Annotated in this window: 20 protein-coding genes; 14 read left to right on the forward strand and 6 right to left on the reverse strand. The window is 50.4% G+C overall.

The features are described from left to right. Positions 1 to 64 precede the first annotated feature (64 nt). From porK to porN, 4 genes are all read left to right on the forward strand, one after another. Positions 65 to 1201 (forward strand): T9SS ring complex lipoprotein PorK/GldK, encoded by a 1137-nt coding sequence (gene porK / locus FH603_RS18625; protein ID WP_186739168.1) that lies wholly within the window; start codon positions 65 to 67, stop codon positions 1199 to 1201. 45 nt (positions 1202 to 1246) lie between these two features. Then, positions 1247 to 2059, forward strand: coding sequence for a type IX secretion system motor protein PorL/GldL (gene porL, locus FH603_RS18630; protein WP_186739170.1), 813 nt, complete (start codon positions 1247 to 1249; stop codon positions 2057 to 2059). A 113-nt stretch (positions 2060 to 2172) separates the two neighbouring features. Further along, complete coding sequence (gene porM / locus FH603_RS18635; RefSeq protein ID WP_186739172.1) at positions 2173 to 3765, forward strand: type IX secretion system motor protein PorM/GldM; 1593 nt, start codon at positions 2173 to 2175, stop codon at positions 3763 to 3765. A gap of 64 nt (positions 3766 to 3829) precedes the next feature. After that, positions 3830 to 4870, forward strand: coding sequence for a type IX secretion system ring subunit PorN/GldN (gene porN / locus FH603_RS18640; protein ID WP_186739174.1), 1041 nt, complete (start codon positions 3830 to 3832; stop codon positions 4868 to 4870). 106 nt (positions 4871 to 4976) lie between these two features. Here porN and uvrC read toward each other — a convergent pair whose 3' ends face one another. From uvrC to porW, 3 genes are all read right to left on the reverse strand, one after another. Then, a complete protein-coding gene (gene uvrC, locus FH603_RS18645; protein ID WP_186739176.1) occupies positions 4977 to 6785 on the reverse strand; it encodes an excinuclease ABC subunit UvrC in 1809 nt (602 codons plus the stop codon). 168 nt (positions 6786 to 6953) lie between these two features. Next, positions 6954 to 9308, reverse strand: a complete 2355-nt coding sequence (locus FH603_RS18650) for a penicillin-binding protein 1A (protein WP_186739178.1) — start codon at positions 9306 to 9308, stop codon at positions 6954 to 6956. Positions 9309 to 9387: 79 nt separating this feature from the next. Continuing rightward, positions 9388 to 11634 (reverse strand): type IX secretion system periplasmic lipoprotein PorW/SprE, encoded by a 2247-nt coding sequence (gene porW / locus FH603_RS18655; RefSeq protein WP_186739180.1) that lies wholly within the window; start codon positions 11632 to 11634, stop codon positions 9388 to 9390. 117 nt (positions 11635 to 11751) lie between these two features. Between porW and FH603_RS18660 the strand changes: the two genes are divergently transcribed. From FH603_RS18660 to atpH, 6 genes are all read left to right on the forward strand, one after another. Continuing rightward, positions 11752 to 12024: an AtpZ/AtpI family protein gene (locus FH603_RS18660; protein ID WP_186739182.1), complete on the forward strand. Its 273-nt coding sequence runs from the start codon at positions 11752 to 11754 to the stop codon at positions 12022 to 12024. A gap of 196 nt (positions 12025 to 12220) precedes the next feature. Continuing rightward, positions 12221 to 12583, forward strand: a complete 363-nt coding sequence (locus tag FH603_RS18665; protein ID WP_186739184.1) for a hypothetical protein — start codon at positions 12221 to 12223, stop codon at positions 12581 to 12583. A gap of 19 nt (positions 12584 to 12602) precedes the next feature. Further along, complete coding sequence (gene atpB / locus FH603_RS18670; protein ID WP_186739186.1) at positions 12603 to 13694, forward strand: F0F1 ATP synthase subunit A; 1092 nt, start codon at positions 12603 to 12605, stop codon at positions 13692 to 13694. Positions 13695 to 13814: 120 nt separating this feature from the next. Then, positions 13815 to 14063, forward strand: coding sequence for an ATP synthase F0 subunit C (gene atpE / locus FH603_RS18675; RefSeq protein ID WP_080241042.1), 249 nt, complete (start codon positions 13815 to 13817; stop codon positions 14061 to 14063). A gap of 173 nt (positions 14064 to 14236) precedes the next feature. After that, the gene (locus tag FH603_RS18680; protein WP_186739188.1) at positions 14237 to 14731 is read left to right on the forward strand and encodes a F0F1 ATP synthase subunit B; all 495 of its coding nucleotides are present in this window, start codon (positions 14237 to 14239) and stop codon (positions 14729 to 14731) included. 6 nt (positions 14732 to 14737) lie between these two features. Next, a complete protein-coding gene (gene atpH / locus FH603_RS18685) occupies positions 14738 to 15277 on the forward strand; it encodes an ATP synthase F1 subunit delta (protein ID WP_186739190.1) in 540 nt (179 codons plus the stop codon). Between the two features lie 194 nt (positions 15278 to 15471). Here atpH and FH603_RS18690 read toward each other — a convergent pair whose 3' ends face one another. Both FH603_RS18690 and FH603_RS18695 read right to left on the reverse strand, forming a co-directional pair. Beyond that, entirely contained in the window at positions 15472 to 16380 is a 909-nt protein-coding gene (locus FH603_RS18690) for a serine hydrolase (protein ID WP_186739192.1), read from the reverse strand. Between the two features lie 7 nt (positions 16381 to 16387). Then, the gene (locus FH603_RS18695; protein WP_208493106.1) at positions 16388 to 16816 is read right to left on the reverse strand and encodes a GNAT family N-acetyltransferase; all 429 of its coding nucleotides are present in this window, start codon (positions 16814 to 16816) and stop codon (positions 16388 to 16390) included. A 283-nt stretch (positions 16817 to 17099) separates the two neighbouring features. Here FH603_RS18695 and FH603_RS18700 point away from each other — a divergent pair, with 283 nt between their 5' ends. Further along, positions 17100 to 19568, forward strand: a complete 2469-nt coding sequence (locus tag FH603_RS18700; RefSeq protein ID WP_235985445.1) for a glutaminase family protein — start codon at positions 17100 to 17102, stop codon at positions 19566 to 19568. 98 nt (positions 19569 to 19666) lie between these two features. On the opposite strand, the gene FH603_RS18705 is transcribed toward FH603_RS18700, so the two are convergent. Continuing rightward, a complete protein-coding gene (locus FH603_RS18705) occupies positions 19667 to 20317 on the reverse strand; it encodes an oxidoreductase (protein ID WP_186739196.1) in 651 nt (216 codons plus the stop codon). 74 nt (positions 20318 to 20391) lie between these two features. Between FH603_RS18705 and FH603_RS18710 the strand changes: the two genes are divergently transcribed. The 3 genes from FH603_RS18710 to FH603_RS18720 all read left to right on the forward strand — a co-directional run bounded on the left by FH603_RS18710 (position 20392) and on the right by FH603_RS18720 (position 26001). Beyond that, complete coding sequence (locus tag FH603_RS18710) at positions 20392 to 22893, forward strand: TonB-dependent receptor plug domain-containing protein (protein ID WP_186739197.1); 2502 nt, start codon at positions 20392 to 20394, stop codon at positions 22891 to 22893. Between the two features lie 57 nt (positions 22894 to 22950). Beyond that, a complete protein-coding gene (locus FH603_RS18715; protein ID WP_186739198.1) occupies positions 22951 to 23979 on the forward strand; it encodes an SMP-30/gluconolactonase/LRE family protein in 1029 nt (342 codons plus the stop codon). Positions 23980 to 24045: 66 nt separating this feature from the next. Then, positions 24046 to 26001, forward strand: coding sequence for a peptidoglycan D,D-transpeptidase FtsI family protein (locus FH603_RS18720; RefSeq protein ID WP_186739199.1), 1956 nt, complete (start codon positions 24046 to 24048; stop codon positions 25999 to 26001). Positions 26002 to 26044: the final 43 nt, after the last annotated feature.

A 26044-nucleotide genomic window follows, 5' to 3' on the forward strand; every position in this document is an offset into this window, starting at 1 on the left:
ATAACCAAACAGATTTTCGTTTTTAGTCTGGTCTCGCACAAGAAGACGGTCAAAATAGCCTATAATGATGAAGTACAACTGGTTTACAGTCAACGCAACCCGTGTGATGATGGTCGCAACAGTAGTTCTGCTAATGCAGGGTTGCGGATTTGTGAAATCGAAGTTTGGCGGAGGTGGTAAGGGGGGTGATGTAGGCGTTACAAACGGAGAGATTACAGCTACCGGGCGTAAGGGTTACAAACAAACGACACCATATGGTATGGTTCTGGTACCGTCCGGTTCGTTTATAATGGGTCAGGCCGACGAAGATGTGGCTGCCACCCAGATCAATATGAACCGGCAAGTGACAATCAGCTCGTTCTATATGGATGATGCAGAGATCTCGAACCATGAATACCGGCAGTACGTAAATGCACTGCTGGCCGATTCAGTCTCAGTATTGGGCGAGGAAGAGATAATGGCTAATTTTTATCCGGACACAACCGTCTGGAAAAATGACTTTACGTACCACAACGGTGATCCAATGCTGGAATACTACTTCGGGCATCCAGCCTTCGATACCTATCCAGTAGTGGGTGTAAACTGGAAAGCCGCACAGCACTTTAGCCAGTGGCGTACCAATACTTACAACGATTACCGTACCAAAGAGGGTCAGTTTAACGCCCCCCGGTTCCGGCTTCCATCCGAAGCCGAGTGGGAATGGGCGGCCCGTGGTGGTAAAAACGGAGCCAAGTACCCCTGGGGTAACCCCTACGTAGCCAATGGCAAAGGTTGCTATCTGGCTAACTTTAAGCCACAACGCGGTAATTTCGACGCCGATGGGTACCCATACACTGCCCCCGCAACGGCTTACAGTCCTAACGATTACGGTCTGTACAATATGTCGGGTAATGTAGCCGAGTGGTGCCGCGATGCTTACGCTGATAACTCCAACGCTATTGTTTGGGATATGAACCCCGACAACCAGAATGCTGATGAACCTCGTAAGGTGGTTCGGGGTGGATCCTGGAAAGATATTGCTTATTACCTTGAGACTGGAACCCGTTACTTTGAGTACGAAGATCAGAAGCGTTCGTATATCGGTTTCCGTTGCGTAATGGACAACCTCGAAGGTCGTACCGCGTCGGCTCGCGGTGGTCGGGTAGGGGGTAGTAGCAAGGCTAAAAGCAGCAAAAAGTCATCGGCTAAAACAAAAGCCTAACACATCCAACAAGACAGTTACCCAATTCAATCAATAATCGCTATCATGGCAACAGCAAAGTCCACTAATTTCTTTTGGGATCGTTTAGTACCAACCATTTATAGTGCAGGGGCCGCCGTCGTTATTTTCGGAGCCTGGGCCAAGATTACCCACAACGAGCAGTTCGGTTTTATGCTGACGCTCGGTCTGCTTACCGAAGTAGTTATTTTTGCACTGTACGCTGTACAAAGTTTTACACAGCCTATACCAGGAGGAACTGATTACGCCTGGGAGAAAGTATACCCGGAACTGGGTGACGACTTCAAGGGCGAAGCTCGTAAACCAGCTCCACAGGCAAACGGCCTGACTGGCAATATGGACCAGATGCTGGCACAAGCAAAAGTGACGCCCGACGTGTTTGAGCGACTTGGCTCCGGATTCCGCAACCTGAATGACACGGTCTCTAAACTGACCGACTTGACCGACGCAACGGTAGCTACCAATGATTATGCCCGCAACGTAAAGTCGGCGTCGTCGTCTATCGGTGAAATGAATAAGTCTTATGGTACAGCGATCACAGCTATGAACTCAATGGCCGACGCGACAACTGATGCCAAAGACTACCGTGACCAGTTTCAGAAGGTAACCAAGAATATGGGTGCCCTCAATGCGGTTTATGAGCTGGAGTTACAGGACACCAACAAGCACCTGAAAGCAATGAATGCTTTTTATGGCAGCCTGACATCGGCGATGGAAAACATGGCTGACGCGAGCCGCGATACGCAGCAGTTTAAGAGCGAAATGGCGAAACTTACTGGTAACCTGGCATCGCTCAATAACGTATACGGCAGCATGCTAACCGCTATGCGCGGTAACTAAAAAAAGTTATGGAGCCAGCGGGTTGTAAGGTTGTGATGGTCAGGCTTCGCCTGGTTACAACTTTACAGCCTTGCGGCTTTACAACTTGATAACTTTACAACTCATTAAATTTCATGGCAGGCACAAAAGAAACACCCCGTCAGAAGATGATCGGGATGATGTATCTGGTATTGACCGCACTGTTGGCCCTGCAGGTCACGTCGGCCATTCTGGAGAAATTCGTTCTGTTGAATAATAGCTTAGAGCAGTCTACCGGGTCAGCTAATAAAGTCAACCAATCGACCCTTGATAATATTCGGGCAACCGTAGAGAAATCCGGTAACCGGGCCAATGACTTGGCTATCGTACAACAGGCTGATGACGTACGGAAGCAAACGAGCAATGTTATTGGCGAAATAGACGCGCTGAAACAACGCATAATTACTGAAGCGGGTGGTGGCGTTGATGAAGCCGGATCCATTCGTAATTTGAGTGAAGAAGAGAAAGTTGCTCAAATCATGATTGGTGGTAACCGCAACGGAGAAGCTTATTCGCTGAAAAACAAACTGGACGCTTATATCACCGGATTGGGTAAGTATTCACCTGCCAAGTACGGATCACTGGCATTGAATGGCAAAGAAGATCCAATTATGAGCCGGTCGCCGGAGCAACGTACTAAAGATTTTGCCGAGCTTAACTTCGCGCAGACTCCAGTTCCCGCTGCCCTGGCCGTATTGACCCAGCGCCAATCGGATGTTCGCCGAATTGAGGGTGAAGTGCTTAACCTGCTGGCCAGCAAAGTAGGCGCGCAGGATGTGAAGTTCGATAAGATCTTAGCCATGCTGAGCATGGAGTCGAAGGTGGTCGTTGCTGGTACGAAATTTAAAGGTCAGATGTTTCTGGCTGCTTCTTCTTCCGGAATTCAACCACGGATGAGCCTGAACGGTGGTCCCGTACGAATTCAGGATGGTCAGGGTATCATCGAGTTTACGGCCCAGGGTGGGGCGTATGATAAAAATGGACTGGCACGTCGCACGTTGAATGGCTCGATCTCTTACCAGCAGCCGAACGGCGAAAACAAGACGGTCTCGTTCAATCAGGAATACTTCGTTGCGAAGCCTTCTTATGAGATTGAATCCGGATCTTTCCCGCCTTTGTATCTGGGTTGTGCTAATAAACTGAGTGTACAAAGTCCGCAGTTAGGTGCTTTGTGGAATCCAAACTTCTCGGCAGATGGTGGTGCAGTTATTACCTCTGGAGAGAAAGGCAAGATTACCATTATCCCAAGCTCAAACCGTGTAGTCCTGAATGTAAGCAACGCTGGTAGCTTACTGGGTAAGAACGAGTTTCGGGTTAACCGGGTACCTCGTCCAACCATCGAGTATTTTGTTGGCGGAACCAAAGTTGGTGATCCTCGGGGCGTGCCGGTAGGTTCGGCGCGTAGTATTCGGGTCAATGCGGTTGCTGACGAAAGTTTTCGTAACTACTCGCCGGATGATGCCAATTTCCGGGTAACGGGAATAACGGTCATTCTGGCTCGCGGAACCCGTAAAGTAGGGCAGGTCAACCTGGGTGCCGGTGGTGGTTCTCTTGGTTCGCTGGCCGCCGAAGCGCAGGCCGGTGACCGGTATTCAATACAGGTCGACGGGGTACAGCGCCGTAACTTCCGGGGCGATATCAGCGATGTTCCAATGGGTAGTCCCCAACAGACAGTTCCTCTCTATTAAGCGTACTAAAGCGAATTACTGTTCGTTATCTAGTCGCACAAGGGCGAAGAAAAAACACCTGAAGATGAAAAAAATCAGAACAATGGCAGTAGTCGCCACCGTGATGGCGGTAGCCGGAACGGGGGCAATGGCGCAGGAGAAACCAAGTACCGGCACCAACTCGCTGTCGGTTCGCGGAATCAACGAGAATGACATTATGATGAAGAAGACCCTTTGGCGTCGGATCGACCTGAAGGAGAAACAGAATCAATCGATGTTCTCGAAAAACAACGAAATAACGAAGTACCTGATCGAAGCCATGAAAGCCGGTTTGATCGATGGGTATGAGAATGATTCGGTAGCGACCAAGTTGACTCCGGAGAAAATGCAGCAGCGGTTGATCATGCCAAACTCGGCTCCTCAGTTATCAGCTGAAGAGATTGCGGCTGGCTTTGGAACCGAAACATCGACCGGTGCTTCCGATGGATGGGGCGATCCTAAAAAGGACGCCAAGAAAACAGCTGCCAAGCCTGCCGACGACGGTTGGGGAACGCCGAAGAAAGCGGCCGCTCAACCAGCTGACGACGGTTGGGGACCATCGCCAAAGAAAAAGGCAACTGCCAAAAACACGAAGGGCAAGAAGGGTACCAAGCCTGTAGTGGAGCCACCTAAAGATACCGTTGCTGTAGCAGCCGTACCAGCTATTCAGGGGGATGAATATTTCGCGAAGGACTTCAATATTATGGAGATCAAGGAGGACTGGATATTTGATCGCAAGCGGTCCCGCTTGTATTATGACATCCAGACAGTTACGGTATATCTGCCTTCTGACAAAAACTCGGCTGGTGTTGAAACGCCATTAGCTACCTTCAAATACAAAGATCTGGACAAGCTGTTCCGGAGCGACCCGAAGAAGTTTATCTGGTATAACCCACAAAACCAGGCTCAGCACAAGAATCTGGCCGATGCCTTTGATCTTCGTCTGTTCTACGGTCGCATCACCAAAGTGGCTAACCCTGGAGATACCGACTTAGTGGGAATGTACGGTGATAAGGAAGGTCTTATGAAGTCGTACCAGACAGAGTATGAGCTTATGGAAACCGAGCATGGCCTTTGGGAATACTAAGAGTCTTTTGAAACAACAAAAAAGGAGCCACATGGCTCCTTTTTTGTTGTACCGCAGACTTCAGTCCGTGTTGAATAGTTAAGTGCGGACTGAAGTCCGCGGTACGTTACTGCTCCATGGCTTCAAAATACTGTTTCAGCTTAGCGGCCCGGTCTTTCCCTACGATCTCTGCTACTTCGTCTAGTGAAGCCTCGCGGATTTTGGTAACGCCTTTAAAGTGCTTCAATAACTTGGCCGCTGTTTTTTTGCCAACACCGTCTACACTCTCCAACTCGCTGATGAGGCTATTTCGGCTACGTTTATCCCTATGGTAGGTGATAGCAAACCGGTGAGCTTCATCCCGGATACGTTGGATTAGTTTGAGCGATTCCGACTTTTTATCGATGTACAAAGGCAGATTGTCTTCCGGGAAATAGATCTCCTCCAGCCGTTTTGCGATGCCGATGATGGGCACTTTTCCGTAAAGGTCGAGGGCTTTGAGCGCATCACAGGCCGCGCTGAGCTGGCCTTTACCGCCATCAATAACAATCAGGTCGGGTAAGCCCGTAGCTTCTTCCAACACACGGCTATACCGACGTGTAACGACTTCGTACATGCTGGCGAAGTCGTTGGGACCGATCACTGTTTTTATGGAGTAGTGTCGATATTCTTTATTGGCGGGCTTTCCACCAACAAAGCAGACCATTGCCGATACAGGGTTGGTACCCTGAATATTGGAGTTATCGAAGCATTCTATGCGGTTAGGCAGCGATTTTAGCTGTAAATCTTTTTTTAGCGTAATGAGCACCCGGTCCTTTTTGCTGGCACTGGCCGTAGCTTCGGCGGCTGCCCGTTCCTGGCGTTCCCGCCGGAAGTACAGTACGTTTTTCAACGACATGTCCAGCAATTTACGCTTGTCGCCAATCTGCGGAATAGTCACCTCCGCCTGTAAATCGATATCGAGCGGTATGTTCGTGATGATCTCCTTCGCGTTGCTACCGTATTGTCCCCTGAATTCGATGATCATCATGGCCAGCAAATCAGGGTCGCTCTCGTCGAGTTTCTTCTTGATTTCAACGGTATGGGCCTGTACAATGGTGCCGTTGACAACTTTCATGAAGTTGACATAAGCGGCTGTTTCGTCGGAGGCAATCGAGAAAACATCGGCGTCGGCAATTTTTGGGTTTACAACCGTCGATTTGCTCTGGAAGCGCTGCAGCACATCCATCTTATCTTTAAAGGTCTGGGCCTGCTCGAAGGCCAGTTCACCGGCTGCTTCCACCATTCGCCCCCGAAAATAATCCTGCGCGGGTTTCAGGTTTCCTTTCAGAATGTGGTGAACTTGCTCAATATCTTTATTGTACTCTTGTTCGGCCTGTTTACCCTCGCAGGGCCCTTTACAATTGCCGATGTGGTATTCCAGGCAGACCTTGTATTTGCCAGCCTGGATGTTCTCCGGGGCAAGATTGTAATTGCAGGTACGGATCGTGAACAACTGGCTGAACATGTCCAGCACCGTGTACATAGGCTTTAAATTGGCAAAGGGTCCATAAAATGTGCCTTGTTTACGATCGATGCGCCGGGTGGTAATAACCCGTGGAAAATGTTCATTGGTGACACAAACGAATGGGTACGTTTTGTCGTCACGCAGCAAAATATTGAACTTTGGCAGGTACCGCTTAATGAGCTGATTTTCCAGCAATAGCGCATCGAATTCGGTATTGACAATAGTGAACTCGATCTTACGTATCTGACTTACAAGTCGCAATGTTTTCCGATCGTGGCCCTTCGAGTTAGTAAAGTAGCTGCCAACGCGGTTTTTCAGATCTTTGGCTTTACCAACATAGATCACTTCACCCGATGCATCGAAATAGCGGTAAACCCCCGGTTCGTGCGGTACCTTGGCGAGTTCTTTTTTGTGGTCGAATTCCGGCATAGTTATGTATAGGAAACAGCACACGGACAACAGGAAAAGGATAGACACACGCTGACGCTTTCGTGAAAATCTGTCCTCCTTCTATTATCCGCGAGCTGTATTTCTTAACAAATGACAGGCGGTAAAGGTTGCTGTAGACGGCTACTTCAAGCCCGCTAAGCGCTTGTTTTATTGAAGAATTTCTTCTTCATCTTCCGGTACAACTTTGGGTGGAATATACCGTTGCGAAGAGTCTATATGGTAACCGCCACAGTCGATCTTGAAGTTGTTGGGTTTTCGAAATGGCTCAGGACGATACTGGGTCAGCGAGGGATCTTTGTAGATCTTCTGCATGTACATAGCCCAGGCAGGCATAGCCATGCGCCCCCCTTGTCCTAGCTCGATGGTACGGAAGTGAATGGGGCGATCGTCGCCACCAACCCACAGGCCCGACACCAGGTGCTGGGTCATGCCCATGAACCAGGCATCTGAATAGTTTGATGTTGTTCCTGTTTTAGCGGCTATTTCGTTGCCGCCTTCCAGCAGTTTGTATTGTGTTCGCAGGCGCTGGGCTGTACCATTGGGTTCCTCAACGGCCCCTCGCATAAGATGGAGCATTTCATAGGCCCGATTGGCGCTAATCACCTGATTGGCATCTGGGGTGAAGTTTTTAAGCACATTACCATCTTTGTCGGTAATCCGAACAAGCATCATGGGCCGAACCCGGGTGCCACCATTGGCAAACGCGCAGTAGGCCGCCACCATTTCATACACCGATACATCGCCTGTTCCAAGGCAGAGCGTAGGGTTATTGGGCAGGTCTTTACTCTGAATGCCCATATCCTGGGCGTACTTGATGACAGCAGCCGCACGGGTTTTTTTGATCAGCTGCGCGCTGACGGTGTTTATCGACTGTCCTAACGCTTCCCGTAACGATAAGCTTTGGCCACTGTAGCGGCCGGTGGAGTTCTTGGGCATCCATGGTGGACCATTGTTGTTGTCTTCCCCATGGGCGAAAACAGTAGGCCGGTCGACAACGTGGCTACAAGGCGTCACAAAACCCTGATCCATGGCTGTGAGGTAAACGAACGGTTTGAAGGTAGAACCCGGCTGGCGTCGGCTCTGGCGCACGTGATCAAATTTCATGTGTTTGAAATTGATTCCACCAACCCACGCTTTGACGTAGCCTGAACGGGGGTCCATCGACATAAAGCCTGTATTGAGCAACCGTTTGTAGTACCGAATAGAGTCCATGGGGCTCATGGTCGTGTCTTTCTCATTACGGGTGCCACCATACACGAACACTTTCATCTTCGACGGCTTCGCCATATCGCGCCAGATCGCCTTTTCGTCACTGCCGTATTCCGCTTTCAACTGCTTGTAACGAGCTGTTTGCTTGGCTCTTGATTCGATAAAGCCCGGAATTTCCTGATACTTTTTCGTCTTCGGGTTTTTCTGTACCCATGGATTCCGACCGCGCCAGTGTTCATAAAACTTCTTTTGCTGGTCACGCATATTGTTCATCACGGCCTCTTCAGCATAAGCCTGCATCCGCGAGTCGATGGTGGTATATATTTTCAGACCGCTTGTATAAAGATCCAGATCGGCGTCATTTTCTTCATTGTACTGTTTGATCCACCGCTTAATGTCGTCGCGGATCACCGAGCGGAAGTAAGCCGCCATACCTGTATTCTGGTTCTCGATGCTGAAGTCGAGCTTCAGGGGCTTACTCTTGTAAGCAGCAAATTGCTCATCGGTCAGGAACTTGTATTTCCGCATCTGCCCCAGCACCACATTGCGCCGGTTTACGGTTCGTTCTTCAAACAGGCGGGGGTTATAGAGGGTTGGATTTTTCAGCATACCAACGAGCAGAGCCGCTTCTTCAACGTTCAGGCTCCAGGGTTCTTTGCCGAAATAAGTTTTGGCGGCTGTTTTGATGCCATAGGTATTGTTGCCGAAGGAAACCGTGTTGAGGTACATCATCATGACCTCCTGCTTGGTGTAATTACGCTCCAGCCGTACGGCTAGAATCCACTCCTTGGTTTTTGAAATGATCGTTTTCAGGAGTGGGACATTACCCAGTGCTCCACGTAGCTCCTCTTGCCGGGTATCGAAGAGGTTCTTGGCCGTCTGCTGTGTCAGTGTACTGCCTCCCCCGGAACTGGACACGTTCTGGAACGAAAGTACACCTGTTACGGCGCGAAAAAGGGCACGGGGGTCAATGCCGGAATGCTTCACGAAGCGGGCATCTTCGGTTGCCAGCAGAGCCGATACGATGTTTGGCGACACCTGCGATATTTCGACCGGTGTTCGGTTTTCAACGTAGTATTTTCCTAACAGTTGATTATCGGCTGTATATACTTCTGATGCTTCTTCACTTTTAGGATTTTCGAGCGCTTTCAGGTTTGGCATTCCCCCAAAAAGCCAGAAAAAGTTGTAGCTGACAGCCAGTACATAAAAAACCAGCAGGGCAATACCAAGCAGTGAAAACTGCCAAAGTTTCTTTATTAAGGTCCGGTAGGTACCGGCAGCAAATTCAATCATCGTGAACTAATGATGAACAACGAATGATATATGACAACCAGTAAGGCGTTTATCAAGTACCACTCCCTGTTAGTAAAATTCATTTTATGTTTGCCGTTGGATGGTTAGCTGCGGCCTGCATTTCCCGCGCACGGGGCAACAATTTACTGGCTGGGTAATCGCGCATAAATTCATTCAGCACCTGCCGGTAAACGTCAACGCCTTTTAAACGCCCAATCAGCATGACCCGTAATAAAGCTAGCTTGTCTTCTACCTGCGTACCCGAAAAGGAACCTGCTGCGTTTTCGGCACGGGCCAGGGCTTCTGTCAGGTTGTTCGCTTTGTAAAGCTCATAAATAGCGGTGTAAATCCGCTGTGCCTGTGCTTCAGAATCGGTGGACTGAGCAACGGCGCGGCCCGATAGCCGGGCATATGAGGTATTCGGATACTCAGCCAACAGTTTATCTTTCCAGTTCGACGCTTTTCCCAACTGCTCATTCGACAGGTGAAGCAGGTAGTACACTTCCGGTTTTGGGAGCGTATTGGGGTATCGAACCAGTAACTGTTCGAAGGTTGGAATGGCATCCGCGGGTTGGTTCAACTGAAATTTATACAGTTTCCCCAGCTTGTACAGCGCGTTTTCAATTCGCTGGTTTGCCTGCACCTGGGCTTCCCGGGTAAATGGAATTTGACTTCTCAGCGCATCTTTCTGCGCTTTCCGTCCCGTTTCAGGACCGGCTACTGACCCACGGCCATCATTAGTGGTTGGTAATGCCGCGTTTGGGTTGATGCCGTTAGCCGCAGAACCACCATTTAATGGGCTGTTCGTAGCCGCTACCGATTCGGATGATTCCTTACTGCTGCGTCGCCAGTTGTCTTCGAGCTGCCGATTACCCCAACGCACGGAAAACTCCTGGCGACCCTGGCTAAGCGCTACCGGGTTGTATAGTACCCAGCGTTCGTTCGGAGGGAGGGTTGAGTTTGTTGCCCCTGCTACGGCGTTGAAGTTGCCAGCCGATGCGCGTTCTACAATCTGTTGCGCGAGGGCAGCCTGTTCTTTGTCTTCCTTTTCCCGTTTCGTAATCACACCCTCCAGTACTTTGTCGAGCGCGGCTGGTTCCAGTTGGGCCAGCGTCAGCAAACTGTCGTCCGTCCGGATCGTGTTCCGGTACTCAACAAACTCATCAAGCGTTTTTTTACGGGTTACTGCCGCTGCATAGTCGGGCGATTGTTTCGGTAAGAGCGCCAGCGCACTGTCGTAGTACACTTTTGCTTTTGGATAATCAGCTTTCTTCTCAAAATAAAGTCGGCCAATTTCCTGATAGGTGAAGGGTACCTGTGTCGTGTTAGCACCCGCTGCCTGGATTGACTGGCTGTATAACCGTATTGCCTGATCGATTCGGCCGCTGCGTGCTTCGAGCAAGCCCATCGTAAAATAAATCTTGTCTTTAAGATCCGCGTTTTTGCGGTCATTGAGCATGGTCTCAAAGGTTGCAACCGACTGCGCTACCCGCTTCTGGTCGCCCGTGAGGCCATTGCTCTGGATAGCGTATAAATTAGCGTAGAAAGACTGATCGTAGGTGGGGCGGGCACGAAGCACCTCCCGATACTGATCGACTGCTTTATTTGGCTGGCCGATGAGGTCATATAGTTGCCCGGCAATAAGATGCAGGCGGGCCGTGGATTCCCCCTTTTTTAACACAGGAAAGGTAGCGTCCAGAATGCCCACGGCCGTAACATATTCTCCTTTCCGTTGGTGCAGATAGGCTTTTGTCAGGTAAAACGTGCGGGTGTTAACCTTATTGAGTGGCTGGGTGCGTAGGTACTCCGCTACGTTGAGTGCGTTAGGGTAATCGCCTGCTTCCACATAAGCCCGCATCAGGCCAACGAGTGCTTCGTGTTTATCGTTTTCATCGGTGCCTTTGGTATTTACATATTTGAAGACTTCGATGGCGTTGGGTAAATCCTGTTTAAGCAACCGTGCCCGACCGATCAGCGTATACGAATTGTCAACCCATTTGCTATTCTGATGCCGCTCAGGAACGAGCGACGCTTTTTTTATGGCATCGTCCAACTGCGGCTTTACCGGCAAAACGAGCATCGAATCGACTGGCAGAAGAATGGGCAGGAGTTGATTGTAATTTTCCTGACGGGTTTTGAAAAGTATCTGTTCCGCTGCGTCAATCTGATCGCGGGCTATAATGTAAGCGTTGAAATGGGCATTGAGGTTATGATACCCCTTACTAATGGGCCTCGTACTGTACTGTGAGCACGAAATCAGTCCCCCGGTCAATGAAGCAAGGACCGTCAATACCAGAAATGAGCGGTTAGGGAAATAGCGGGACATTCGTAAATAACACGTGGGCACTCGTAATCAAAACGTTTAAGGCAGTGCTGGCCGTATGGAACGTTAGGCCAAATTAACGAATTTTGCGCTTCACATGGTATCAACCAGCCGAAATCTATGGAAAACCTGCCTGATCAATCTGAAGAAAATCGTCCCGACAAGCTGGCGAAGCAAGATCTGCTGAAGCGTACTACAGAAAAGACGACCTCCTTTGCGCAATACAGCGGCATTGCGTTTCAAATGTTAGGGACCATTGGACTAGGTGTTTGGGCCGGGATGAAAATCGATGAGTGGCAAAATAACCGTAGTCCCATCTGGACCATAATTCTGTCGTTAACAGCAATTGGTGCATCGCTTTACTTATTCATTCGCCAGCTTACCAATAAATAGTCTTTTCAGTCGGTGAGTCTTGTCAGTCGGTGAGTCGATCAGTTGGTGAGTTGGTCAGTGGCTGATGCACACGTATTGCTCATGCACCACCAACTGACCGACTCATTAACCGATCAACTGACCGACTCACCAACTGATCAACTCACCAACTGATCAACTCACCAACTGACCGACTCACTAACTGATCAACTGATTCATGCTTCGGACAATACTATTTACGGCCGTGCTGGCGATTGCATTTTTCGTAGTTGACGAATATTATTCGGCATCCTGGCTACATCCCAAATGGAAAATATTGTTGGGCTTCTTTTTGAGCGTTTCGTTCCTGACTCATCGGCTGGTAACGACTGGTTTACAGGGTGATCGTGAGCGTTTTGTGCCTATGTACATGGCCTCGACCGTAGCCCGCCTGATACTGGGACTGGCCTTCATTGGATTTTTTCTGTTCCAGCAGGTCGATCAGCGCCGAGCCTTCGTTTTTAACTTTCTTGTACTATATATATGTTATACAGGCTTTGAGATTTGGGCGCTTACCCGTAACTTGCGACGCGATTCGTAAAAACGACCTGTCACATCATATGATACGTTCGGTTATTAATAAGTTTTTGTTGGTTACGGCACTCGTTTTGAGTTCGTTAACATTGAGCCAGGCGCAGGAGCATGGCCACGAGGGCGAAGTGCCTGGTGAGAAAAAGAAATTTAACGTAGGTGATATGATCATGCACCACGTTAAAGATGAACACGGCTGGGAGTTGGCGCACGGCGTTACCATTCCCTTACCAGTGATTCTGTATTCGGCTGATCGGGGCGTTGAAGTATTTTCTTCGTCGCGGCTGGCGCATGACCAAACCTACAACGGGTACAAGCAGGAGCACGGTAAAATTCACCGGGTGAACGAAGCAGGCCAGGAAGTAGAAGGCGCTAAGGTGTACGACTTCTCGATCACCAAGAACGTGGCTTCGCTGCTGTTGAGCGCTATTATTCTGCTGACTCTGTTTCCTGCCGTTAGTCGGGGCTATGCCCGCAACAAAGGCAAGGCACCTAAAGGAGTTCAGTCGCTTCTGGAGCCGATCATTCTGTTTGTACGGGATGAAATTGCCAAGCCAAGCATTGGACCCAGATACGGAAAGTACCTGCCCTATCTGCTGACGTTATTCTTTTTTATCCTGGTCAACAACCTGCTGGGCCTGTTGCCTGGCGCGGCTAACCTGACGGGTAACATTGCGGTTACGCTGGTATTGGCTGTCATCACCTTCCTGATTGTGTCGTTCAGTGGGAACAAGCATTACTGGATGCACATCGTAAAACCAACGGGTGTACCCATTGCGCTGTTACCGATTATGATTCCGGTTGAGATTATTGGTTTGTTCATGAAACCACTGTCGCTGATGATCCGGTTGTTCGCTAACATCACGGCCGGCCACATCATTATCCTGAGCTTGCTGAGCCTTATTTTCCTGGCTAACAGCCTGGCTAGTGCCACAACCAGTCTGGCGATCAGCCCGGTTGTGTTGGCGTTTACCCTGTTTCTGAGTTTGATTGAATTACTGGTGGCATTCCTGCAGGCGTTCATTTTTACGTTGCTGACGGCTATGTACATTGGTAGCGCCGTAGAAGACCATCACGAAGCCGATCATGGTATCGGTTACGAAGGGTCGGAGGTCCACTAAGGTGAAGCCGTTGAGTAGTCGGTGAGATAGAGTCGCTCGCTGACTGGCCAACTGTTTGACTAATTACTGTTTTGCAATCTTTTGTTTCACTAATAAATACGTTTGAAGTTTATGTTCGCAATGCTGTTTTCTCTGCTGTTGGAAGCTACGGGTAGTGTGTCTGTAATGGGTGCTGCTATTGGCGCTGGTTTAGCGGCTATCGGTGCCGGTTTAGGTATCGGTCGTATCGGTGGTAGCGCTATGGAAGGTATCGCTCGTCAGCCAGAAGCTGCCGGTCGTATCCAGACTGCCATGCTGATTATTGCGGCTCTCATCGAGGCCGTTGCTCTGTTCGCAGCTGTTATCTGTCTGCTGGTTGCGCTGGCTTAATCTGGCCTGGAACCGGTAGCAATGTGTTTGAGTAGGCCGACTACATTAGGTGTTGGCATCACTACTCGCTGATTTATTCGGAAATGCCTGCCCGTTTGGGGTCGCCGGTGGGCGGGCATTCTCCAACAAAAGATTGATCCAATACCTGGACATACATAAAATAATTCACTCGCATGGACTTACTTACTCCCGATCTTGGTCTGTTGTTCTGGCAGGTGGTGGTGTTTCTCGCCCTGTTCCTGATCCTTCGGACATTTGCCTGGAAACCGATTACCGATAGCCTGCACGAGCGCGAAAACAACATTCAAAGTGCGCTGGATCTGGCCGAAAAGACGCGGATTGAAATGACCGCTCTGAAAGCTGATAACGAGAAATTACTGGTTCAGGCCCGCTCGGAGCGCGAAGCTATCCTGCGTGGCGCTAAAGAAACGGCTGACAAAATGGTTGCGGATTCACGTGAGCGAGCCGCCATCGAAGGCCAGCGGATGCTGGAGCAGGCGCGCGAAGCGATGCAGAACGAGCGTCAGGCGCTGGTTGCCCAGATGAAGAAAGAAGTAGTTACACTCTCAATCGATATTGCGGAAAAGGTACTACGTAAAGAGCTTAGCGATAAAACGTCGCAGGAAAAGCTTGTTTCGGACCTGGTATCGAACTCACGTTTAAACTAATCGATCATGGCAGTTGCTACTGTAGCCGCTCGTTATGCCAAATCGTTGCTTGATCTGGCAAAGGAGCAGGGCATCGCTGAGACGATGTACACCGACATGAAGTTCGTGAAAGACACGCTGTCAAAAAACCGGCAGCTGGCGGTGGTTTTGAAGAACCCCATCGTGCGGGCAGAAAAGAAGAATTCAGTGATGAAGGCTGTTTTTGCCAGCCGTCTGAATCCACTGACTATGTCGTTTTTTCAAATTATTGCCAATAAGAACCGTGAAGCTATTATCGACGCGATTGCTGAACAGTTTGTGGTTCAGTATGAGCGGTTGAAAGGTGTTGAACGGGCCACGATCATCACGACCATGCCGTTGACCGAGACATTGCGTGAGCAGTTCCGGGCTATTGTTATGAAGTATACGACCGGGAAATCGGTTGAGTTGGATGAACGGATTGATCCGAAGCTAATCGGAGGCTACGTGCTCCGCGTTGGCGATCAGCAGATCGATGGCTCGATTCGTAGTCAACTGAACGAAATTAAGCTACAGTTTGCCAATTAAGCTGAAGCCTCTTCTTTATCGAAAATGCCGCTTTCATCATAGGAAGCGGCATTTTTCTGTTTAAAGCCCTGCCAGTGGTCCGATAGGACTCTGGTAGTGGCTGAGACAGATGCGGCAAACAGTGGTAGTACTCAATGATGGCGGTGGTAGCAAAAGCCACTACCAGGGTCTATCGACCACTGGCAGGGCTTCTGCTACCACCACTTTTCGTAGCCTATGGGTGGTTTCCAGGTAGATTTCGGTTCGAAATGGTGCCAGAGAATTGACGATACATTACGGAGTAAGGCATACCCTTCATTGGTGCGTTCCCAGCTTTCGTCTTTTTGGTTTTTCGTCATGACGCAGTATACATATTCGCCATGGGGCGCATGAACGAGTACGACCTCTGACCGAGCCTGATTGACCGCTCCGTTCTTACAGGCGGTTTTGATCTGGGGTGGCAACTGCGACAGGCCATCGTTATCCCAGAACTGCCTGCCCAGATTTCGATACATTTCGTCGCTGGCATCAGGACTAACAGCATGGCCTTCCCGGATGTAAGTGATTAAGTCAGCTAACTCGCGGGGTGTTGTTTGTCCCCAGCCATATTGTTTCTGATGAGCGGCCCGGCCCGGAGTACGGGAGTTGACCCGTGTCTGGTGAAACCCGTTTGTTTCGAGCCACTGATTGATAGCCGAACCCCCGCCTGCCAGAGCCTGGCACCATAGACTGCCCGTGTTATCACTGACGGTTTCCATGAGCATAACTACTTTACTGAGCGATAGCTCGGCTCCGTCTTTCAACGACCCCACAATACCATCGTCATAATGCAATGAGTCTTTGTAGACCAATGGCTGGTTGTAGGTCAACTCCCCCCGGTGTATTTTATCAAATAGCCCACATTGAATAGGGATTTTAACCGTACTGGCTGTTGGAAACAGGGAGTCGGCATTGATGGCAACTGTCTTTCCCGTGCGCAGGTTACGGACGTAAACGCCCACATCGCCCCGGAAACCAGCCAGCGCCGTCTTGAGTTGGGCTTCAAGCTTTTTGTCGGTCTTCGTTGACTGGCTATAGCCAAGGAGTGAGGGAAAGCTAAGCAGAAAGATAAAGAGGATGCGCATGGGAGGATTACAGCGATTTGACTAACTTAAAATGAGTACAGGAGAAGTGTTCCCGTTCGTAGAAACGAATCGTTTCAGTGCGTTTCTGATTGGTTGTTACCTCCAGATGAGTGAAACCCTCCCGACTTGCCAGTTCGCCAAGTGCAGCGATAAACTGGTGACCAATTCGCTGTTTGCGCTGGTCGGGCTTCACATAAAGTTCCTGAATTTCACCGACCTTACCCGTATGGTGTAACAGATACTGAACGTGGCAACTGAGAAACCCAACGGGCAAGCCATCTTGTTCGGCAATCAGATAATGAACCATGGGATTCGCCAGGTTACCCTCAAAGATCAATTGAAAGGCTGAGCGGTTCAGCGCTGTGTCTTCCAGATCGCATAGGAATTCGTAAACTACATCCACATCGGTCTGATGGGCAGGTCGTATCGTTACCAATGGAGTAGATTGATTTGTCACGGTGTTTCTAATGGGAGGTATTGGCTCTATTAGGGTGTAGAATTGCCTAAGTTGTCAATTTACAGGCTATAGCGGACTTCGACAAGGATAATGCGTCCAATAGGCAGGTACTTGCCAATTTCTGGCAACCAAGTTATCAAGCAGTGTTCATACTAGTAAATACCTATTAAAATAATTAAAATATATGTTCTATAGATGCAATTGGTATACTCTTTATTATACATTTGTACATATATGTTTATCCGTAACATCACTTGTACTTATGACCGTTCTGACTGGATTCGCGCAATCGACCTTATCTCCCCAATCAGTTTTAAATCCACCGGCAACGCCCCTGTTGACCATCGACCCCTACACGAGCTTATGGTCATTTGGTGACCAGCTTGCGGGTGACGCTACTCGCCACTGGACCGGGCAGGTTCAGCAATTGAACGGGATCATCCGCGTCGATGGCCAGACATTTCGGTTCATGGGTAAGCCCTCCTTTGTGGGTGAAACCATTGTCCCTTCAGCAGAGCGGCAGGCTTATCAGGCCCGGTTCATAACAGGCAAGCCTCAGTCGGACGCATGGACAAAACCTGATTTCGACGATAGCCAGTGGACTGTAGGCGAAGGCACGTTCGGGAGCCGACCAACCGACCATACGCCCTGGTCCACCCCTGACATCTACGTTCGGAGAACGGTTATGCTCGATCGGGTACCCGATGGTCCCCTGATGGTCGATGCCATACAGAACGATAATTACGAACTGTTCATAAACGGCGAACGAGTGGCGAACGTCGCGGGGGTCACGCCCAACTACCGTTTGACACCGACCCACAGGAAAGCTTCGGATCTACTTCGGGAGGGTAAGAATGTTATTGCCTTTCATAGTCAGAATCTTTCCGGCCCGGGTTTTGTCGATATAGGGCTGGTTGAGGAGCGGGTACTGGCTGATAAATCCGCCACTCAAACGGGCCGGCACATGACCGCTACCCAATCGGTCTATACGTTCACAGCAGGAGGGATTGGCCTGACAGTTACGTTTATGGCACCATTGCTGATGGATAATCTGACAGCCCTTTCCCGGCCAGTGCAGTACGTCAGTTATCGCGTTCAGTCGACAGATGGTAAAGCCCATGACGTTCAGCTATACACCGACGTATCGGCTGAGCTGGCCGTTAACTCGCCCGACCAACTGGTCACGTGGCGACGGGGCCGGGCCGGTAAGCTCGACTATATGCGCGTTGGTACGGTGGAGCAGAAGGTTCTTGGCCGTCAAGGCGATGATGTTCGGATCGACTGGGGCCATTTATACGTAGCGTCTGCCGTAGAAGCCGGTACCAGTCGGCGGATTGGTTCGTTGCTCAGCGCCCGGAATCAATTCGAACGTGAAGGACGCGTAACGGATTTGCATGAACGGATGCCCCGCATCGTAAACGACAGCCTACCCGTACTGGCTACCAGTATGGCCCTGGGCAAAGTAGATGGTATGGCCGTTGAACGACATCTCCTCATTGGCTACGACGATGTGAAGTCGGTTGAATATGCTGGCCAACCGCTCAATGCCTGGTGGCGCCGGGATGGTAAAACAACCATTGAGCAGGCCCTGCAGGCGGCTGAAGCCGACTATGGAAAGCTGAAAGTTGCCTGCGATGTGTTTGATAAAAAGCTTTACGCCGACGCGCTGGCAGCTGGTGGGGCGGATTATGCCGCGCTATGCATACTGGGCTACCGGCAGGCGATTTCGGCGCATAAACTCGTTGCCGGACCAGCGGGTGAAGCGTTCTTCTTTTCGAAGGAAAACTTCTCGAATGGCTCCATCGGTACCGTCGACGTGACTTATCCCTCAGCACCTTTGTTCCTGCTCTACAATCCGTTGTTGTTGAAGGGTATGATGGAACCCATCTTTCAATACTCGGAGAGCGGCCGGTGGACAAAACCGTTTGCTGCTCACGATGTGGGTACCTATCCAATTGCTAACGGGCAAACGTACGGGGAGGATATGCCAGTTGAAGAGTGTGGCAATATGCTTATTCTGACAGCCGCCATTGCCGCCGTCGAAGGGAACCCCAATTACGCCAGAAAGCACTGGTCAACGCTGACGATCTGGACGGACTACCTGATAAAAAATGGGTTCGACCCCACCAATCAACTCTGTACCGATGATTTCGCCGGTCACATCGCCCGTAACGCGAACCTGTCTGTTAAAGCAATCATGGGTATTGCCAGTTATGGGTATCTAGCCGGTCGAATGGGAGATAAGGAGCGCGAAAAAGAGTATATCGATATGGCCCGGGCTATGGCCCGTAAGTGGATGAAGATGGCTGAAGATCGGTCGGAGGGGGCAAAACCTCATTATACACTGACATTCGAGAACCCCGGTACCTGGAGCCAGAAATATAATCTGGTATGGGATAAATTACTGCAACTGAACATATTCCCGGCTGAAGTAGCGCAAACCGAAATTGCTTATTACCTCACCAGGCAACAGCCGTTTGGTTTGCCATTAGACAGCCGAAAAACGTATACCAAGTCGGACTGGATTGTCTGGACAGCCACCCTGGCAGACCGTCAGACTGATTTTCAGTCTTTGATTGCACCTGTGTTGAAGTTCGTTAATGAAAGCCCCGACCGGGTTCCACTCAATGACTGGCACGAAACGACCGACGGCCGGAAGGTTGGTTTTCAGGCCCGCTCGGTGGTAGGCGGGTACTATATCAAGATGCTGGAGAAACGACTGGTTAAATAAGCCACCCGCCAGAAGTCCGCAAGCCCCTGTACCTGATTATGGTCCTTTATTAACCATTCACAGGATAGGGGCTTGCGGGCTTTTAATAACGACGGGTGCTAAAAGGCTTGCAGTGCGTCCGATTCGTAGGCATGTTTGCCCGTTAACCCCTGCTGGGCTGTCGTCAGCATGGCGTTGGCGACTTTGAAAGCCTCAATGCCTTTATACCGTGCCGGAATGAGCGGGCTGAATAGCCGCATGGCTCCTTCGGCCAGGCGTTCACCAAGCCGGTTTTCGCCCCGGTTACCGAGCAGGAGGGAAGGGCGAAAAATTAACAAGGTTGGTATGTTCAGTGCCAACAGGTCACGTTCTACCTCTCCCTTTACCCGATTGTAAAAAAAAGACGATTCCGGATCTGCTCCCATTGCTGTAACAATCGCAAATTGCTTGATACCATTGGCCAGTCCCAGGCGGGCGATATCCATTGGATACTGATAATCAACCTTTCTGAACGCTTCTTTCGAACCCGCCTTTTTCATTGTCGTGCCAAGACAGCAAAATATATCGTCGGCGTTGATGAGTAACCCATTGGGACGTTCGAAATCAAATGGTATCTCCTGCAAACGAGGATGTTTCCAGCTTAACGAATGCCGGACTAAAACTTTTACGTTCTCGTATCGTGATGACTCAATAAGTTGATGAGCTAACAGATCGCCGATAAGACCCGTTGCACCGAGAATTAACGCCGTTTTATGATTGAGTGTTGTCATAATCAAAGAGGGTATTTTCGCTAATTTAGTCGCTCGATTAGTAAACGAAGTAACTACGTCTCAAAATCTATTCTATGTTTTTTGCATTTAGCCGGGTTGTTTTCCTGCTTTTATTACTGAGTGCCGGCGTTTTGTTTGCTTTCGTCAACAATGATGATGCGTTTGTGAGGCAGCTGGTTGAGCGGCTTCAAGCCTACAGTGAACAACGTCCAATTGAGAAAGTATACCTACATACCGACCGGGATATTTATCTCACTGGCGAAACGATCTGGATAAAAGGCTATCTGTTCAATGGGAATAGTCACGTTGCCGATACGGTTAGCCGGGTGTTGTACGTCGAACTGGTTGACCCCGCTGCCCGTAAGATCCGGCAGCGGTTGCAACTACGGGTAACGGATAGTTACGCACCCGGTCAGTTGAGCCTCCCGGATTCTATTTCCGCTGGCACCTATCAGTTGCGGGCTTATACCAGTTACATGCGTAATGAGCCAGACGATTACTTCTATACCAAAACACTAACCATACTACAGCCAGATGCGTCAGCCAGTACGGGTAGTCCACAGCAAAAACCGCTCCCGCGTCAACTGGATGTTCAATTTTTGCCTGAAGGGGGCCAACTGGTGGCGGGTCTCGACGGGCGTGTAGCTTTCAAAGCCATAGGGAGCGGAGGGCGTTCCGTCCCGGTTAGCGGGTTTGTCCTGAATGCCAAAAAAGACACGATAACCGGTTTTTTTAGTCTGCATACCGGCATGGGTTACTTCGCGATCAAACCCGAAGCCGGGCAAACCTATACGGCTTTCGTGCAGCATGCCAATGGTAGCCTTGACGCTTATCCAATACCTGTTGTAAAACCGCAGGGTATCGTGATGCAAGTGGACAACTTAACCAGCAAGGAGTACATACGGGTATATTTGCGGCATAATAAAGTGGTCGAGACCGAATCGTCGGCTACGGCGATGACGCTGGTCGCTCAAACGAGGGGTATCCTGGTTCATGCCGTAACGGTGCCATTTGGCAAGACTGCGTCGGTGGTTCAACTCCCCAAAGCGGAGTTTCCCGAAGGCATTGCGCAACTAACGCTATTCGACGAAGCAAACAAACCTGTTGGCGAACGGCTGGTCTTCGTCAACAGGAATGAGCAGCTAACGGTTGGTATAACATCTGACAAAACGACGTATAAAAATCGCGAAAAAGTCGAACTCACTGTTACAACAACAGACGCTGCCGGGAAACCCGTAGCGGCCAACCTGTCGCTGGCGGCTGTTGATGCGCGGCTATCGCCCGAGGCCGATTCCAATAGTGCTACCATCACGTCGCACCTGCTGCTGTCATCAGACCTGATGGGTACTATAGAACAGCCGGGTTACTACTTCGATTCCAGACAGGCCAACCGTACCCAACACCTCGATTTGCTGATGATGACCCAGGGGTGGAGACGGTTTGCCTGGGCGGATGTGCTGGCAGGTACGATTCCCGCCAGAAAATACCCGCTTGAGCAAGGGTTGTCACTGACAGGGCGGGTGGTTCGCCCGAATGGAAAAGACATTGGCGGAAAGGTAAAGCTTACTTTCATTCTGGCACGTCGTGATAGCCTGGGTAAAGAGGGCCAGCGTGACTTTTTGGTGGGCGAGTCCGACGAACTGGGAAATTATGCAGCCTACGATCTTGATTTTTCCGATACGACGACGGTATTGATCCAGGGAACGAAAGGGAAGGCCAACCGCGATTTGGTGATAACGCTCGACCAGTTGCTCAACCCTGCCATTACCGTGACCAGGGTGCCCTACAACCCGTTTGAATTTCGGCGTGATGAGTTGGCCGAATTTGTAAAGCGGACCAGTGAATACCTGGAAATTGAACGCCAGATCCGGCGAAATGGGGAGGTATTGCTCCAGAGTGTAACCGTGAAGGCAAAGCGCGTTCAGGAGCGGGACTCACGAACAATTTATGGTACGCCGGACGCCAGTGTTAAATTCGATCAAAACAACGCGGCTGGACGACTGACCATTCTGGATGTCATTCAGGGGCGTATTGCGGGCGTTCAGATAACAGGTTCAGGATTTAGCGCACGTGTACAGATTCGGGGGGCGGCCAACTTCAGTGGGCCAGTCGAACCCCTCTTTCTGCTGGATGGAATGCCTGTCGATTTGCAAACAGTCCTGAGTATATCCGTGCAGGACGTGGAGAAGGTAGACGTACTGAAAGGGGCTTCGGCGGCTATTTACGGGTCACGGGGCAGTGGGGGCGTTATTTCTGTGCTGACTAAACGGGGATCGCCCGAGTATGATCTTTCCAAAGATGCTGCTCCCGGTACACTGGTCGCGAAATTGCCCGGATACGCGGCCGTCCGCCAGTTTTATGCGCCCCGCTATGCGGTAAAAAATGAGCAGTCAGACCGACGCCCCGATTATCGGACTACGTTGTTTTGGGAGCCGCTGGTTCAAACAGGTGCCGACGGGAAAGCAACGGTATCGTTTTATACCTCTGATTCGAAAACCAACCTTCGTATCCGGGCCGAAGGCGCTACCGCCAGTGGCCGGCCGGGTGTAGGCACGGGAACTGTACGGGTGGAGTAATGTAATTGACTTCGTTGCTTATACGATACGCTGCTTTACCATTCCTAACACAAAACCATGAACGCAAAACCTATCCTGATGGCCAGTTTGCTGGCCGTGTCATTTTACCCGGTACTAGCTCAGACCCCGTATCCGGCCATCGGTCAGATTGTACGGACTGATCCCCGCCTGGATAAGCTGATTCCGAAGAATGCCCAGATAGAAGTACTGGCCAGCGGATTTATGTGGACAGAAGGCCCGGTCTGGGTGAAAGGAAGTAGTCCTTACCTGCTTTTTTCCGATGTACCACAGAATACCATCTTCAAATGGACAGAAAAAGAGGGCGTTTCCCCTTTTCTGAAACCGTCAGGCTATACCGGCCTGGGTACCTATGGCGATGAACCCGGCTCCAATGGGTTAACGATCGATGGCAATGGACAGTTGATTGCCTGTGAGCATGGCGACCGGCGAGTTACGGCCATGCCTATCAATGGAATTGGCGGCAAACGTACCCTTGCCGACAATTACAAAGGCAAGCGCTTTAATAGCCCTAACGACGTGGTGGCACATCCGGACGGGAGCTATTATTTCACCGATCCACCTTATGGCCTGCCTAAGAAAGAAAAAGACCCAAGCCGGGAGACGACCGATTTTGGCGTTTATCGAATAGCGCCAGCCCGTGGTGATCAGCCGGGTGTGGTATCATTGCTCACCAATGAGTTGACCCGTCCTAACGGGATTGCTTTGTCACCCGATCAGAAAACGCTTTATGTGGCGCAGTCAGATCCGGAACGACCCATGATCATGGCCTATCCAATGCAGGCAGATGGGTCTGTAGGCAAAGGGCGTGTCGTGTTCGGAGCCGAAGGGTTGAAAAAACAAGGGCTCTCCGGGGGCTTCGATGGTATGAAAGTAGACCGGGAGGGTAACCTCTGGGCCACTGGTCCCGGTGGGGTGCTGATCGTGTCGTCGGCAGGCGAATTGCTGGGCCATATTAACATTGGGGGTGCTACCGCTAACTGTGCCTGGGGCGATGATGGTTCTACCCTGTATATCACGGCTGATATGTATCTCTGCCGAGTAAAGACAACAGCGCGGGGATGGTAGAAAAAAAGTTTGCTTATCTTTGGTATGGTTTCTTATTCGTAGCTTGGTTTAGGGGGTGTTCTCAGTATGTTAGAGAATCGTAAGTGGGTTATCATCGGTGTTTTCTGCCTCGTTGGATTAACGTTTCTGGCGCGTTTGTTTTATTTACAGGTACTGGACGATACCTATTCGCTGGGGGCATCGAAAAACTCCATCAAGCGAGTGGTCGAAGTACCCTACCGGGGGCAGATCTATGATCGAAACAACGAACTGCTGGTTTATAATACGCCCGTTTACGACCTGTATGTAACACCTAAACAGGTACGAATTCCCGACACGACGGCTTTCTGCCAGATGATGGCTATTACCCGGTCGGATTTCGACAGCATCATGGGGCTGGCCAAAAATTACTCGTCACTGAAGCCGTCCTTATTCATGAGGCAACTGTCCAAAGAGGACTTTGCCCGTATTCAGGATGCCCTCGTCGATTACCGGGGTTTTGAGCCGGTCATCAGTGCGATGCGTACCTATCCGGCTCATACCATGGCCAATGCGTTGGGGTATGTTAGTGAAATTAGCCGCAAGAAACTCGACAATCAGGATATTCCGTATTACCGACAGGGGGATTATGTGGGTCATAACGGGCTGGAGGAGCAATATGAAGAACAACTGCGTGGCAAGCGTGGGGTGAAATTCATGATGCAGAACGTACGTGGTGTTAACAAGGGGTCCTGGAAAAACGGAGCCTTCGATACGCTGGCTCTGGCTGGACAGAACCTGATTACAAGTATCGATGTGGAGGTTCAGCGCTATGCCGATAGTTTGATGGTCAACAAAGTAGGTTCGGTGGTGGCACTGGAGCCGGAAACAGGGGAAATTCTGGTCTCTGTCTCGGCGCCAACGTACGATCCTAACCTGTTATCGAGTCGGTCGTTCTCCAAGAATTATCGGGCGCTCATCAAAAACCCGTACAAGCCCCTGATCAACCGTCCCATTATGGCCAGCTACCGGCCCGGATCGACGTTTAAACTGATTCAGGCGCTGATTGCTCAACAGGACGGTTCGCTTCATCCAAGTATGGTATATGGGCATGGTGGTTCGCCAATGCGGTGCCACTGCCACGGAGGTCAGAATCTGCGCGGTGCCGTGCAGTATTCGTGCAACCCGTATTTCTACAACGTATTCCGAAAGTTTATCTACCACAACGGCGAGACCAACACCTTCAAGGCGTCGGCAGTTGGTATGCGAAAATGGCACGACATGGTCGAAAAGTTTGGCATCGGGCAACGGCTGGGGATCGATTTGCCAAGCGAGCTAAAAGGAAATCTGCCTACCGTCGATGATTACGACAAAATGTACCGCGGGCAGTACCGGTGGAAATTCTCGAATGTGTATTCTTTGAGCATCGGCGAAGGTGAATTGCTGATCAGCCCCATAAAACTGGCTAATCTGGCTGCTACGATCGCCAACCGCGGCTATTACATCACTCCGCATTACATCAAAGGCTTTGGAAAGCCCGGTGTAGGTGTTCCGGCAGAATACCGGCAGCGGCACGAAACCGACATTGACCGGCAGTATTACCTGCCTGTCATTGAGGGAATGCGCGGAGCAGTGGTGCATGGAACAGTGACGCCCCTGGCCAATATTGCCGGCGTTGAATTGTGTGGTAAAACCGGTACGTCGCAAAACGCAAAGCGCGGCCATAAATTTGACCACTCTATTTTTATCGGCTTTGCACCGATGAACAATCCGAAGATCGCCGTCGCCGTGTTTGTCGAGAATGCGGGCTGGGGAGGAGATGCTGCTGCTTCTGTAGCCGCGCTGGTCGCTGAGCGTTACCTGAAACGGAAAACCGAAGCAACCCGGCTGGACCAGAAAGTCAAAGCTGCCAACTACCTGCCGCCTGTGGTGCCGGTCAAGCCGAAGGAACCGGTCCCTATACGTCCCCGAAAGGATTCGTCCCGGAAAGATTCCGTTCTCAAACCGCTTATGACCGGCATTAAACCCAAAAGCGTTGTGGTACCCGGCGTCAGCGGAAATTAACAGCGCGTTGATGAGTACGCAGGTCAAAACGACTACAAATGGT

It is taken from the genome of Spirosoma utsteinense (assembly GCF_014282275.1).
Lineage (GTDB): Bacteria > Bacteroidota > Bacteroidia > Cytophagales > Spirosomataceae > Spirosoma > Spirosoma utsteinense.